This is a genomic window from Pseudomonas grimontii, assembly GCF_007858185.1.
Lineage (GTDB): Bacteria > Pseudomonadota > Gammaproteobacteria > Pseudomonadales > Pseudomonadaceae > Aquipseudomonas > Aquipseudomonas grimontii.
Window position 1 is genome coordinate 69,334 of record NZ_VFES01000003.1, and the last position, 14,234, is coordinate 83,567.

Annotated in this window: 10 protein-coding genes and 1 pseudogene; 5 read left to right on the forward strand and 6 right to left on the reverse strand. The window is 60.3% G+C overall.

All coding sequences use genetic code 11. The annotated features are described in order from the left end of the window. Window positions 1–939 carry a copper homeostasis membrane protein CopD gene (copD, locus tag FIV39_RS06965; RefSeq protein WP_090401459.1) on the forward strand — a complete coding sequence of 313 codons (939 nt, stop codon included), beginning with the start codon at window positions 1–3 and terminating at the stop codon, window positions 937–939. A gap of 139 nt (window positions 940–1,078) precedes the next feature. Further along, window positions 1,079–1,672: pseudogene (locus tag FIV39_RS06970) on the forward strand (ATP-binding protein); the annotation flags it as partial. 59 nt (window positions 1,673–1,731) lie between these two features. Here FIV39_RS06970 and FIV39_RS06975 read toward each other — a convergent pair. Both FIV39_RS06975 and FIV39_RS06980 read right to left on the reverse strand, forming a co-directional pair. After that, window positions 1,732–3,708, reverse strand: a complete 1,977-nt coding sequence (locus FIV39_RS06975) for a methyl-accepting chemotaxis protein (protein WP_090401458.1) — start codon at window positions 3,706–3,708, stop codon at window positions 1,732–1,734. Between the two features lie 178 nt (window positions 3,709–3,886). Next, on the reverse strand, window positions 3,887–4,807 hold the full coding sequence (locus tag FIV39_RS06980) for a LysR substrate-binding domain-containing protein (protein ID WP_090401457.1): 921 nt from the start codon (window positions 4,805–4,807) through the stop codon (window positions 3,887–3,889). Between the two features lie 152 nt (window positions 4,808–4,959). Here FIV39_RS06980 and FIV39_RS06985 point away from each other — a divergent pair, with 152 nt between their 5' ends. After that, entirely contained in the window at window positions 4,960–6,372 is a 1,413-nt protein-coding gene (locus FIV39_RS06985; protein ID WP_090401456.1) for a NorM family multidrug efflux MATE transporter, read from the forward strand. Here the strand turns inward: FIV39_RS06985 and FIV39_RS06990 are convergent. Next, a complete protein-coding gene (locus FIV39_RS06990) occupies window positions 6,369–8,042 on the reverse strand; it encodes a putative bifunctional diguanylate cyclase/phosphodiesterase (protein ID WP_090401455.1) in 1,674 nt (557 codons plus the stop codon). The two genes, FIV39_RS06985 and FIV39_RS06990, sit on opposite strands and share 4 nt — an antisense overlap. A gap of 268 nt (window positions 8,043–8,310) precedes the next feature. Between FIV39_RS06990 and rep the strand changes: the two genes are divergently transcribed. Both rep and FIV39_RS07000 read left to right on the forward strand, forming a co-directional pair. Then, window positions 8,311–10,320 (forward strand): DNA helicase Rep, encoded by a 2,010-nt coding sequence (rep, locus tag FIV39_RS06995; protein WP_027608306.1) that lies wholly within the window; start codon window positions 8,311–8,313, stop codon window positions 10,318–10,320. A 58-nt stretch (window positions 10,321–10,378) separates the two neighbouring features. Beyond that, on the forward strand, window positions 10,379–10,951 hold the full coding sequence (locus FIV39_RS07000) for a xanthine phosphoribosyltransferase (protein ID WP_053258645.1): 573 nt from the start codon (window positions 10,379–10,381) through the stop codon (window positions 10,949–10,951). A gap of 77 nt (window positions 10,952–11,028) precedes the next feature. Here the strand turns inward: FIV39_RS07000 and FIV39_RS07005 are convergent, their stop codons facing one another. The 3 genes from FIV39_RS07005 to FIV39_RS07015 all read right to left on the reverse strand — a co-directional run bounded on the left by FIV39_RS07005 (window position 11,029) and on the right by FIV39_RS07015 (window position 14,231). Beyond that, window positions 11,029–12,951 (reverse strand): acetyl-CoA hydrolase/transferase C-terminal domain-containing protein, encoded by a 1,923-nt coding sequence (locus FIV39_RS07005; protein WP_090401454.1) that lies wholly within the window; start codon window positions 12,949–12,951, stop codon window positions 11,029–11,031. Between the two features lie 136 nt (window positions 12,952–13,087). Beyond that, on the reverse strand, window positions 13,088–13,501 hold the full coding sequence (locus FIV39_RS07010; protein WP_090401453.1) for a c-type cytochrome: 414 nt from the start codon (window positions 13,499–13,501) through the stop codon (window positions 13,088–13,090). Window positions 13,502–13,682: 181 nt separating this feature from the next. Further along, complete coding sequence (locus FIV39_RS07015; protein WP_090401452.1) at window positions 13,683–14,231, reverse strand: cupin domain-containing protein; 549 nt, start codon at window positions 14,229–14,231, stop codon at window positions 13,683–13,685. Between the last annotated feature and the right edge of the window lie 3 nt (window positions 14,232–14,234).

The following is a 14,234-nucleotide window of genomic DNA, read 5'->3' on the forward strand; positions in this document are numbered from 1 at the left end:
ATGAGCGACTCAATAAATATTGTGGTTCGCTTTGCTCTCTATTTCGACCTGATGTTGTTATTCGGATTGGCAATTTTCGGCTTATACAGCCTCAGGGGAAAGGAAAGAGTATCGGGCACGGTCTTGAATTTTGAGTCGCTTCTTTACGGTACTTCTGTTGCAGGTGTAGCCCTATCCCTTGTCGCCATGTTGTTGCTTGCGAAAGCAATGAGCGGTGTGTCGGAGCTTATGGAGCTACATCACCATATTTTTGAAATGGTCCTCATGGGGACCGACGTCGGGTTGACTTGGATGGTCCGAATAGCTGCCTTGGTGATGGCAATTATTGGCGTCGCGTTGAACAAGCGATTTCCGACACCCAGTCTCTGGATCGTCACCGTATGCGGAGCGATTGCGTTGGCGACGTTGGCTTGGACAGGGCACGGTGCCATGGATGAAGGCAGCCGACGCTACTGGCATTTCATCACCGATATATTCCATCTTTTAGCCGCAGGTGGCTGGTTGGGTGCTCTATTGGCTTTCGCTCTACTGCTGAGGTTGAAATCGCTAAAGGGCGAACAAGAAGCTCGAATTCTTGCACGGGTGCTGACTGGTTTTGAATCGGCCGGCGCTGTGATCGTAGTGATCATAAGCATCACAGGCGTAGTGAATTATCTGTTTGTCGTTGGTCCAAATCTCGATGAAGTGATGCTCAGTACGTACGGTGTACTGCTATTTTTGAAGGTCCTGCTCTTTGCCGGGATGATCGTGTTAGCCACGCTGAACCGCTTTCACCTAAGTCCGGTATTGGAGCGGTCAGTTCGAAATGGAGAGTACTCTGCCGCGGTCAATGCCTTGCGCCGCAGCATGACACTCGAGTTTTTAATGGCAGTCATCATAATTTGCCTTGTCGCATGGTTAGGCACTTTAAGTCCGGAAATGGAAATGAGCGCGGAATAGATGTACCTGACTTCGGAGAGGCGACGAGCTTCTTGGAAACCTGCATCTCACCTGACCCGAACGCGAACCTCGACTAATCACAGCGGAGGGCTGATCACCGTATGTTTGACAACTTTTTGTGATTAACGTCTCAAACAGCAAAATGCCGGAATTTGATCGCAAGGTGTTGGAAGTGCTGCGTGAACCGCTGGAATCGGGGCATATCGTGATTTCCCGAGCCCGCGACCGAGTGAGTTTCCCGGCACGCTTTCAGCTGGTCGCGGCAATGAACCCCTGCCCTTGCGGCTATATGGGCGAACCCAGCGGGCGCTGTCGCTGTACGCCGGAGCAGATCCAGCGGTATCGCAACAAGCTGTCCGGGCCGTTGCTGGACCGGATCGATTTGCACCTCACCGTGGCTCGGGAAACGACTGCGCTGAACCCGATCCAACAGGCGGGCGAGGATACCGCCCATGCCTCAGCACGAGTCGCCCAAGCCCGCGAGCATCAGCAAAAGCGCCAGGGCTGTGCGAATGCCTTTCTTGATCTGCCAGGGCTGCGCGAGCACTGCAAGCTCGCGAAGGTGGATGAAGGCTGGCTGGAAACGGCCTGTGAACGACTGACGCTGTCACTGCGCGCGGCCCATCGACTGCTCAAGGTGGCACGCACCCTGGCGGATCTGGATCAGGTGGATGCCATCTCGCGTGACCATTTGAAGGAAGCCCTGCAATACCGCCCGGCGGCGATCACTTAAGCTTGGCGCAGATCTAAATGTGGGAGGGGCTTTCCCCCTTCCACACTTTGTACAGCGGCTCAGCGAAATCGATCCACCTCATGGCGCAGGCTCGCCGCCAGCGTCTCCAGCTCCTTGGCGGTAATCGCCAGGTTGGACACCACTTCACGCTGCTCGCTGTTGGCCAGCGCGATGCTCTGCAGGTTGCTGCTGAGCAGGGTCGCGGTGCTGCTCTGCTCCTGGGTGGCGGTGGTGATCGCAGCGAACTGCTGACCGGCCGAGCGGCTTTGCTCATCGATACGCGCCAGGGCCGAGGCCACGTCAGCGTTGCGCGACAGACCTTCCTGCATCAGCGCGTTGCCTTGTTCCATGGTGCTGATGGCGTTGCCGGTTTCCTTCTGAATGCTCTGGATCATCCCGGAAATTTCGTCGGTGGCCTCGCGGGTACGCGACGCCAGATTACGTACTTCGTCCGCCACCACGGCGAAACCACGGCCTTGCTCCCCTGCGCGGGCGGCTTCAATAGCAGCGTTGAGCGCCAGCAAGTTGGTCTGTTCGGCAATCGAGGTGATCACGCCGACGATCCCGCCGATTTCCTGGGAGCGCTGGCCGAGGGTGTTGATCACCGTGGCCGTGCTGTTCAGGGCCGTGGCGATGTGTTCCAGGGACGACGACGCTTCCTGCATCGAAGTGCGGCCAATGCGGGTCTGCTGGGCGTTTTCCTGGGCCAGGCGTTCGGTATTGCCCATGTTGTCGGCGATATTCAACGACGTGGCGCTGAACTCCTCCACCGCGCCGGCCATGCTGGTGATCTCGCCGGACTGCTGCTCCATGCCCTCATAGGCACCGCCGGACAAACCGGACAACGCCTGGGCGCGGCTGTTGACCTCTTCGGCCGCGTTACGGATATGCGAGACCATGGTCGACAGCGCTTCGCCCATCTGGTTGAAGCTGCGCGCCAGTTGGCCGATTTCGTCATGGCTGGACACATTCAAGCGTGCGCTCAAATCGCCCGCGCCCAAGGCCTCGGCCTGACGCACCAGGTCACTCAGGGGCTGCAACTTGCTGCGCAGCAACCAGACCGTCGCGCCCACGGCCAGCAACATCGCCAGCACGCTGCCAATCACCAGGCGAATACCCACAGCCCAGGTCACAGCGCGGATTTCAGCTTTCGGCATGCTCGCGATTACGGCCCAAGGCCCGCCTTCGAACGGTACCGAAACGCTATAGAAATCTTCGTTCTTGTCGCTCCAGAAGCGGCCTTTGCCTGGGGTCTTGGCCAGGTCCAGCATCACCGGCACCGATTGATCCAGCGCCTGCACGCCGGCGGGTGGCACCAGCCAGTGCTTCTGCTCATCCAGCAGCGCAAGGGAGCCGGTCTGGCCAATTCGGAAGCGCTTGAGGTTTTCGAATTGGACATTCTGCGCATCGGTGTAGTCAAAACCGATGAACAGCACAGCAATGACCTTACCGCCGCTGTCACGCACCGGGCTGTACTGGGTCATGTAGGAGCGATCGAACAATACCGCCCTGCCGATATAGGTCTGCCCACCCACAACGCGCTGATAGGCCGGGCCCTGACGGTCGAGGACGGTACCGATGGCGCGGTTGCCATCCTGCTTGGTCAAGGACGTGCTGATACGGATGAAGTCGTCGCCACTGCGCACAAATACGGTGGCCACGCCGCCGGACATTTGCTTGAACTCATCCACTTGATCAAAGTTGTTATTCAGCACCTCGCTGCCCAGGTACAGGCTCGGCGTCTGAACACCGGCCACGGTCACGGGCTGGTCCGCATGCACGCTCAACCCGGCGCCGAAGCGCTTTTCAAACAGCCCGCTCAAACGCTGAGTGCTCTCGCGCAAGGTGCCGTGGAAGGTATTGAGCTGGTCGGCGAGCAAACGCGCCTCACTGGCCAGGTGTTCCTCGCGGGTGTCGAGGTTGGCGGAGTCGAGGGAACGCAAGGCAAACACCGTACTGCCGCTGATAACGACAGCCAGAATCACGGCTAACGCGAGACCTAACTGGGAGGCGATCCGGGCGCGAGGTTGAGACATGACAGCTCCTGGCCGAGGCCAGGATCATCCTGATCTCATAGCGCTGCTCGGCAAATTATCTGATGGGAAACGTTGGTGCACGATAGTTCCAACACACCTACTTCGGCGGGCTGAGGCAATACTTGAGCGATTAACAGGGGTATGACGCAAACGGTTGCCAACCAACGTCTCCAACCCTTCAGTCGAGACGCTCTACCGCAGGCAACACCATGGACTGTACCTCGCCTTGCAGAAAATCCGCCAAGCGTCGCAAGCGCTCGCCACCGGGGCGGGTTTTTGGCCACACCAGGTAGTAATTTTCCCCGCTGGCCACCGCCGTCGGCCATGGCAGGCTCAATCGTCCTTGGGCTACGTCTTCTGCCACCATCAGCAAATCGCCCATGGAAACGCCGTAGCCCCGCGCGGCGGCGATCATCCCCAACTCCAGGGTATCGAACACCTGCCCCCCCTTGAGTGACACTTGGGACGACAGCTGCATGCGCTCCAGCCAATTACGCCAGTCTCGCCGGTCGGGCGTGGGGTGCAGCAATTCGGCGGTGGCCAGGCGCGCGGCGTCCCAAGGACCCTCCTCCAGCAGGTTCGGCGCACCGACAGGAATCAACAGCTCGGGGAACAGGTAAATGGCCTCCCAATCCGCCGGAAAGCGCCCATCGCTCAGCAGCACCGCACAGTCGAAAGGCTCATGATTGAAGTCCACCTCGTCCACGCTCATCCAGGCGCTGGTCAGTTGCACCTCATTGCCCGGCTGTAGCGCCCGGAAGCGGCTGAGCCGCGCCAGCAGCCAGCGCATGGTCAATGTGGAGGGGGCCTTCATGCGCAGGATGTCATCTTCGGCATTCAAGGTATGGCAGGCCCGCTCCAGCGCCGCGAACCCTTCGCGCACACCGGGCAACAACAGGCGCGCCGCCTCAGTGAGCTGCAAGGCGCGGCCGTTGCGCTGGAACAGGCGGCAGGCGAAATGCTCTTCGAGCGTGCGGATATGTCGGCTCACGGCACTTTGGGTAATCGACAGCTCCTCCGCTGCGCGGGTGAAGGAGTTGTGCCGGGAGGCGGCTTCAAAGGCACGCAACGCATAAAGAGGAGGAAGACGGCGGGACATAGGAAAGGCTCCGACAGTGCAGTGTCGAAACCCTACCAGAATCAAACAGGCATGAGTTTTAATCATGCTAACGATCGCTTTTATCCCTTTGTGCAATCGGCTGGGAGCGCCGAGAATCAACCCCTCCCCAACCCTCTGACTTTTTGAGCGTGATGATCATGCAGCATCCGGCACGTACCGAACTCTGGGCCATTCTGCGGCTGTCAGGGCCGTTGATTGCCTCGCAGTTGGCGCACATGCTGATGGTGTTGACCGACACCCTGATGATGGCGCGCCTGAGCCCCGAAGCCCTGGCCGGTGGCGGCCTGGGCGCAGCGAGTTATTCGTTCGTCGCGATTTTCTGCATCGGCGTGATTGCCGCCGTGGGCACCCTGGTTGCCATCCGCCATGGCGCGGGCGATATCGAAGGCGCTACCCGCCTGACCCAGGCGGGGCTGTGGCTGGCCTGGCTGATGGCCCTGGCGGCGGCCCTGCTGCTGTGGAACCTCAAGCCGGTGTTGCTGATGTTCGGTCAAACCGAAACCAATGTGCACTCGGCAGGGCAATTTCTGACCATGCTGCCGTTCGCCCTGCCCGGCTACCTGAGCTTCATGGCCCTGCGCGGTTTTACCAGCGCCATCGGCAAGGCCACTCCGGTGATGGTGATCAGCCTCGGCGGCACGGTAGTCAACTACCTGCTCAACCACGCGCTCATCGAAGGCATGTTCGGCCTGCCCAAACTCGGCTTGATGGGCATTGGTTTAGTCACGGCCATTGTCGCCAACAGCATGGCGCTGGCGTTGATGTGGTACATCCGCAGCAACCGAGCTTATGCAGCCTACCCGCTGGGCACCGGGCTGCTGCGCCTCAACACCCGGTACTTGCGCGAGCTGTGGCGCCTCGGCCTGCCGATTGGCGGTACCTATGCGGTGGAGGTCGGGCTGTTTGCCTTTGCAGCACTGTGCATGGGCACCATGGGCAGCACGCAGTTGGCAGCGCACCAGATCGCCCTGCAAATCGTGTCGGTGGCCTTTATGGTGCCGGCGGGGATGTCCTACGCGGTGACCATGCGTATCGGCCAACATTACGGCGCCGGGCAGTTGGTGCATGCACGCATGGCCGGGCGCGTCGGCATTGGCTTTGGCGCGGCGATAATGCTGGGATTCGCCGCGGTGCTGTGGCTGTTTTCCGATCCGCTCATTGGACTGCTTATCGACCACGACAACCCGGCGTTCCACGACGTGATCGTCCTGGCCGTCAGCCTGCTCGCCGTCGCCGCATGGTTCGAGCTGTTCGACGGCGTGCAAACCATCGCCATGGGCTGCATTCGTGGACTCAAAGACGCCAAGACCACGTTCCTGATCGGGGCGGGCTGCTACTGGTTGATTGGCGCGCCGTCAGCCTGGCTGATGGCCTTCACGTTGGGCTGGGGCCCGACCGGCGTGTGGTGGGGCCTGGCGCTGGGCCTGGCCTGCGCGGCGATAAGCCTGACCTGGGCGTTTGAAGCGAAGATGAAGCGGATGATTCGGCGCGAAGGCTCGGAGCCCGAAGCCGACACCGGGTTTCAGGCTGCACAGACCGACTAGAGCCCCTCCCCCACGCGGGTGTGCTGGCCGTTGCCGAAGGTCAGGTATTCCACCAGCTCCGGCAACGGCAGCGGCTTGCTGATCAGGTAACCCTGGGCCTGGTCGCAGCCGAACAACCGCAACAGTGCCAGTTGCTCGGGGGTTTCTACACCTTCGGCCACCACTTCCAGATTGAGGTTGTGCGCCAGGTTGATCATGGCGTGCACCAGCTTGCGGTTTTCCTCGCGCTCTTCCATGCCGCCGACAAAGCTCTTATCGATTTTCAACAAGGCGATCGGCAGGCTGTTGAGGTGCACGAACGATGAGAAACCCGTGCCGAAGTCATCCAGGGAAAACCGCACGCCCAGGCGGCCAAGGGCGTCCATGGTCTGCTTGACCAGGTCACTGCGGCGCATCACGGCGGTTTCGGTCAGTTCGAATTCCAGCCACTGCGCTTCCACGCCGCGCTCGCTGATCAGTCGGCTCAGCGTGGAGAGCAATTGGCTGTCCTGGAACTGGCGAAACGACAGGTTGACCGCCATATGCAGCGGCGGCAGGCCGCGTTCGCGCAGGTCCTGCATGTCACGCAGGGCCCGGGAAATCACCCAGTAACCCAACGGTACAATCAGGCCGCTCTGCTCGGCCAGGGGCACGAATTCGCTCGGCGGCAACAGGCCCCGCTCGCCGTGGCGCCAGCGCACCAAGGCTTCCAGGCCGACGATATGCCCGTCGTCCAGGTCGAGACGCGGTTGGTAATGCAGCTCCAGCTCATCGCGGCGCAAGGCACGGCGCAGCTCGCTTTCCAGATCGGCAAGGCTGCGCGCATTGCGGTTGATGCGCTCATTGAAGATATGAAAGGTGCAGCCCTGGGTGCTCTTGGCTTGCTGCATGGCGATATGGGCGTGCCACATCAGCGGGTCGGCGCCGGCACGGGCGCGGGCATGGGCCACACCCAGGCTGCAACCGATCAGCAGGCTTTCGCCATCCACCCAATACGGCTCGGCCATGGCTTCGGTGATGCGCTCGGCCATCCACTCCGCACGCTGAGGCGCTCGGCGCGTATCGATCAGCAGGGCGAATTCGTCGCTGCCCAGGCGCGCCAGTTGATCACCGGCTTCGAGCTGGCTCTTGAGCCGCGAGACCACTTGCAGGATCAAGCGGTCGCCGGCCTGGTGACCGAGAGCATCGTTGGCATGGCGGAAATTATCGAGGTCCAGGTGACCGAGGGCCAGGCCGCGACCTTCGTTCTCGGCCAGCCGTGCGGCCAGCAGGGTCTGGAAGCCCTGGCGGTTGGCAATGCCGGTGAGCGGATCCTGCTCGGCCAGGCGTTGCAGGGTATTTTCCAGCACACCACGCTCACGCACATGGCGCAGGCAACGACGCAGTGTGTCGGCGTCCAACGCATTGCGGATCAGCCAGTCACTGACGCCAAGCGGCGAAACCAGCGGCTCCTGCTCCAACAACAACACGCACGGCAAACTGCAACGCCCAGGGCCGGGTTGCAGGCTGGGCGTAGTCAACAGCACGGCGCTGTCGTCGTCATCGAACAGACGACTCACCGAGTCCCAGTTTGGCGCGCTGATCAGCACAGCCCCATCGCCCATCGGCGCCAGGCACTCGCGCAACAACGCTGCCCACTCAGGCATATCGGCCAGTAGCAGCAAACGCAAGGGTTCGACAGGCGTAGACAAGCTAGCTCCCTAGACTCTGCAAAAATTCGTTGGCGGCGGGCATTATGACGTGCGGCCTGATAATCACCAATGATAGGGGTTATCAAATACGCAGGCTGTAAGCAATTGTCGCTGCTTTAACCACAAGAAGCCCAGACATCCTGCGGCAAAGTATCAAAAGCGGCAAATTTAGATCGAGTGGTACGTCACACCGTCGATCCAGGGCAGCAGAATCTCGCCAGCCTGTTAAAATGCCCGCCCTTTTGAATAACGACTCCTAAAATTCCGTATGTCCCGACTCAATCCCCGGCAGCAAGAAGCCGTGAACTACGTCGGCGGCCCTCTATTGGTGCTCGCCGGTGCTGGCTCCGGCAAGACCAGCGTGATCACCCGCAAGATCGCGCACCTGATCCAGAACTGTGGCATCCGCGCCCAGTACATCGTCGCCATGACCTTTACCAACAAGGCGGCGCGGGAAATGAAAGAGCGTGTCGGCACCCTGCTCAAGGGTGGCGAAGGCCGTGGCCTCACCGTGTGTACCTTCCACAACCTGGGCCTGAACATCATCCGCAAGGAGCATGTGCGGCTGGGCTACAAGCCGGGCTTCTCGATCTTCGACGAGACCGACGTCAAGGCCCTGATGACCGACATCATGCAGAAGGAATACGCGGGCGACGACGGCGTCGACGAGATCAAGAACATGATCGGCGCCTGGAAAAACGACCTGATCCTGCCGCCCGAAGCCCTGGAAAACGCGCGCAACCCCAAGGAACAGACCGCCGCTATCGTCTACACCCACTACCAGCGCACGCTCAAGGCGTTCAACGCGGTGGACTTCGACGACCTGATCCTGCTGCCGGTGAAGCTGTTCCAGGAACACGCCGACATCCTCGAAAAGTGGCAGAACAAGGTGCGCTACCTGCTGGTGGACGAATACCAGGACACCAACGCCAGCCAATACCTACTGGTGAAGTTGCTGATCGGTACGCGCAACCAGTTCACCGTGGTGGGCGACGACGACCAGTCGATCTACGCCTGGCGCGGCGCCCGCCCGGAAAACCTGATGCTGCTCAAGGACGATTACCCGTCCCTGAAAGTGGTGATGCTGGAGCAGAACTACCGCTCCACCAGCCGTATCCTGCGTTGCGCCAACGTGCTGATCTCGAACAACCCCCACGAGTTTGAAAAACAACTGTGGAGCGAGATGGGCCACGGCGATGAAATCCGCGTGATCCGCTGCCGTAACGAAGACGCCGAAGCCGAGCGCGTGGCCGTGGAAATCCTCAGTCTGCACCTGCGCACCGACCGCCCCTACAGCGACTTCGCGATCCTCTATCGCGGCAACTACCAGGCCAAGCTGATCGAACTGAAGTTGCAGCACCACCAGGTGCCGTATCGCCTGTCAGGCGGCAACAGCTTTTTCGGACGCCAGGAAGTGAAAGACCTGATGGCCTACTTCCGCCTGATCGTGAACCCGGACGACGACAACGCCTTCCTGCGCGTGATCAACGTGCCGCGCCGCGAGATCGGTTCCACCACCCTGGAAAAGCTCGGCAACTACGCCACCGAACGCAAGATCTCGATGTACGCCGCCACCGACGAAATCGGCCTGGGTGAACACCTGGACACGCGCTTCACCGATCGCCTGTCGCGCTTCAAGCGCTTCATGGACAAGGTGCGCGAGCAGTGCGCCGGCGAAGACCCGATCAGCGCCCTGCGCAGCATGGTCATGGACATCGACTATGAAAACTGGCTGCGCACCAACAGTTCCAGCGACAAGGCCGCGGATTACCGCATGGGCAACGTCTGGTTCCTGATCGAAGCGTTGAAGAACACCCTGGAAAAAGACGAAGACGGCGAAATGACCGTCGAAGACGCCATCGGCAAGCTGGTGCTGCGCGACATGCTCGAGCGCCAGCAGGAAGAAGAAGACGGCGCCGAAGGTGTACAGATGATGACCTTGCATGCGTCCAAGGGCCTGGAATTTCCCTACGTGTTCATCATGGGCATGGAAGAGGAAATCCTCCCGCACCGCTCCAGCATCGAAGCCGACACCATCGAGGAAGAACGGCGCCTGGCCTACGTGGGCATTACCCGCGCGCGTCAGACACTGGCCTTCACCTTTGCCGCCAAGCGCAAGCAGTACGGCGAAATCATCGATTGTGCCCCCAGCCGGTTCCTGGACGAACTGCCGCCGGATGACCTGGCCTGGGAAGGCAATGACGACACTCCGACCGAGGTGAAGGCCGTTCGCGGCAACACCGCCCTGGCGGATATACGTGCGATGTTAAAGCGCTAGAATCGACTACTTTTTAATCTACTTTCGGCGCACAACGCGCCATTAGAGGAAGCTTTCCGTGGAAGCACTGCACAAGAAAATTCGCGAAGAAGGCATCGTGCTTTCCGATCAGGTACTCAAGGTCGATGCCTTTCTGAACCACCAGATCGACCCGGCGCTGATGAAACTGATCGGCGACGAATTCGCCGCGCGGTTCAAGGACTCGGGCATTACCAAGATCGTCACGATTGAAGCGTCGGGCATCGCGCCGGCAATCATGACGGGGCTGAACCTTGGTGTGCCGGTGATCTTTGCCCGCAAGCAGCAGTCCCTGACCCTGACCGAAAACCTGCTGTCGGCGACGGTGTATTCCTTCACCAAAAAAGTTGAAAGCACCGTGGCAATCTCGCCGCGCCACCTGACCAGCAGCGACCGCGTACTGGTGATCGATGACTTCCTGGCCAACGGCAAGGCGTCCCAGGCGCTGATTTCGATCATCAAGCAAGCCGGTGCGACCGTTGCCGGCTTAGGGATTGTGATCGAGAAGTCGTTCCAGGGTGGCCGTGCGGAGTTGGATGCGCAGGGTTATCGGGTTGAGTCGCTGGCGCGGGTGAAGTCGCTGGCCGGTGGCGTCGTCACCTTCATCGAGTAACCTCTGCGCCTGAACGGGCACGGTAAAAAAATGTGGGAGGGGGCAAGCTCCCTCCCACATTTACCTTGCGTTGTCTGTTAGTACGCGGTGGCCTGCAGGCCGGCGAGCAGCAGGCGCTGGTACAAGTCCTCTTTCAGCCCCTCCGGTTTATCCAACCGCATCCGCCTCAAATGCTCTGGAAACGCCTCCGGCTCAGGTGCATCCAGCGCCGCCTTGCCCAGCTCCAGAATCTCCGTCAGCTTGAATTTGCTCTTGAGCCAGTTCAATGCGCGCAACAGATCCCGCTCTTCATCCGTGAAATCGCTACCCAGCGGATACTCCGGGAACAGCCGCCGATGCCGGGCCTGGATACCTAGGAGGCGCTCCGGCGTGTTGTCGCTGAAGCGCGGATCGAGCAGGAAATCCTTGGGCAACTTGCCGGCCTTTTGCGCCTGCTCGATCAAGTCGGCCTGGAAGCGTGAGTCGGTAATGTTGAGCAACGCCTCGATCACCTTGGCATCGGTCTGCCCGCGCAGGTCGGCAATGCCGTACTCGGTGATGACGATGTCCCGCAGGTGCCGGGGAATGGTGCAATGCCCATACTCCCAGACGATATTGGAACTGACCTCCCCCGCTGCCTCGCGCCAGCTGCGCAAAATCAGGATGGAGCGCGCACCTTCGAGCGCGTGGCCCTGGGCGACGAAGTTGTATTGCCCACCCACGCCGCTGAGCACGCGGCCGTCCTCCAACTGGTCGGCCACGCCTGCGCCCAGCAATGTCACCGTGATCGCGCTGTTGATGAACCGCGCGTCCTGGCGTTGCAAGCGCTTGAGTTCTTCCTGGCCGTACAGCTCGTTGATGTAGCTGATGCGGGTCATGTTGAATTGCATGCGCTTGGTATGGGTCATCTCCTGCAAGCGCTGGTAGAAACTGCGCGGCCCCAGGAAGAAACCGCCGTGGATCGAAACGCCGTCGGGCTGCGCCGCATCGTCCAGCAAACCGGCGTTGGCTTGTTCCTGAGTCGCCACATCCGGGTAGACCTTGCGCCGGATAATCCCTGCATCCGCCAGCACCAGCAGGCCGTTGACGAACATTTCGCTGCAACCGTAGAGGCCACGGGCGAAGGGATCGACACCGCCTTCACGGCTGATCAGCGGGGCCCACTGGTATACATCAATGTCCGTCAGCAGCAGTCGGTAGGCTTCGTTGTCGGCCTGGCGCGCCAACAACGCGGCGGTCAGCGCATCGCCCATGGAGCCGATGCCGATCTGCAAGGTGCCCCCATCACGCACCAGGGTGCTGGCATGCAGGCCGATGAAATGGTCCTGGAACCCCACCGGCATGTTCGGCGTGGAGAACAACGTGGTGCTGTCCTTGGCATCGATCAGGTAGTCGAACGCATCCATGCCCAACTCGGAATCGCCCGGCATGTAGGGCAAATCGGTGTGAACCTGACCAACGATCAAAACAGTTTCGCCCGCGTCACGGCGCTTGGCGATCATCGGCAGCAAGTCGAGGGTGATATCGGGGTTGCAGCTCAAGCTCAGGCGATCCGGGTGCTCGGCGCTGCTCGCGACCAACTGCGCCACCAGGTTCAGGCCAGCGGCGTTGATGTCGCGGGCGGCGTGGCTGTAGTTGCTGCTGACATAGTCCTGCTGGGCCGACGTGCTGTGCAGCAGACTGCCAGGCTGCATGAAGAACTGCTGCACATGGATATTCTTCGGCAGGCTGTCTGAGTGCAGCGCGGCGAGAAACTCCAACTCTGGGTAATCACCAAACACCCGCTCGATAAAGGGTTCGAGAAAGCGCTTCTGCAAGCCATCGCCCAAGGCCGGGCGACCCAGGCTCAACGCGGTGTAAATCGTCAGCGCCCGCTCCGGCAGCTTGGCGATACGCCGGTACAACGCATTGGCGAAGAGGTTGGGCTTGCCCAGCCCCAGAGGCATGCCCATGTGGATATGCGCCGGTAGCCGCGCGAGTACGTCGTCAACTGCTTGCTCGATTGAACACAACTGCACCATCCGACCCTCCTGAACATTCCATGATTAGGGGTTGGACAGAGAGTGGCGGGTCTTTGCTGCAAAGAACAGCCTCGAAACACAAATTACGGTCACAAAAAAGCCGCTCGTAAGCGGCGTTTTTGGCGAAGATCGACGGTTACAGGCCGGACATCTTCTTGATTGCACCTTTAAGCTCATCATCCGAGCAATCAGCACAGGTGCCTTTTGGCGGCATGGCGTTGATACCGGTGATTGCCTTGGCCAGGATGCCATCGAGGCCGCCCTGGTGGTCGGCGCGCTCTTTCCAGGCCGCGGTGTCGCCAATTTTCGGCGCGTTCAACAGGCCGGTGCCGTGGCACGCGTTGCAGTGTTTGGCGATCACTTCATCTGGCGTTTTCGCTCCGCCGCCGCCGCCCGCTGCCACAGCGACTTCCATCCCCTTGCATTCCTGCCCCTGGACGCACACCTGGCCCACAGGCTCCAGGCGCTTGGCAATGTCATCATTGGTCGCAGCTTGAGCGCTGACAGCCCATAGGGCCAGTACGGTTGCTGGTGCAGCCAGCATTTTCATAATTAGATTCACGCGTTCACCCTCAATGGTGGCTATTCACGCCTGCGGCCACGGTTTCGCAGGCGGCGAAAGTATAACGGTTAGCCCGTCTGGCCGAAACAACCCTATTAAACAAAGGGAGATTCAGTCTCGCGGAATGCTGCTCGGGTGCCTCTGCAACGCTGGCAGGACGCCTCTTTTGTTAAAAGTTCGCGGGTGTGGCTGCGCTGATTAGTCGCGCCGGCACGTCGAACGGATTACGAAAACGATGGGGCTTGGTGCTTTCAAAGTAGTAGCTATCGCCGGCTTCGAGCACAAAAGTTTCAAGACCGACCACCAACTCCAACCGGCCTTCCACCAGAATCCCGGTTTCCTCGCCTTCGTGGGTGAGCATTTCCTCGCCAGTATCGGCGCCCGGCGGGTAGATCTCGTTGAGAAATGCGATCGCGCGGCTCGGATGAGCACGACCCACCAGTTTCATGGTGACGGCGCCGTCAGAGATGTCGATCAGCTCATTGGCTTTATAGACGATCTGCGTCGGTATTTCCTGGAGGATCTCCTCGGAAAAGAACTCGACCATGGACATGGGGATGCCGCCCAGCACCTTGCGCAAGGAACTGATCGAGGGGCTGACACTGTTTTTTTCGATCATCGAAATGGTGCTGTTGGTGACACCCGCGCGCTTGGCGAGCTCACGCTGGGAAAGACCCTTCAGCTTACGGATGGATTGCAGTCGTTCGCCGACGCCCAATGC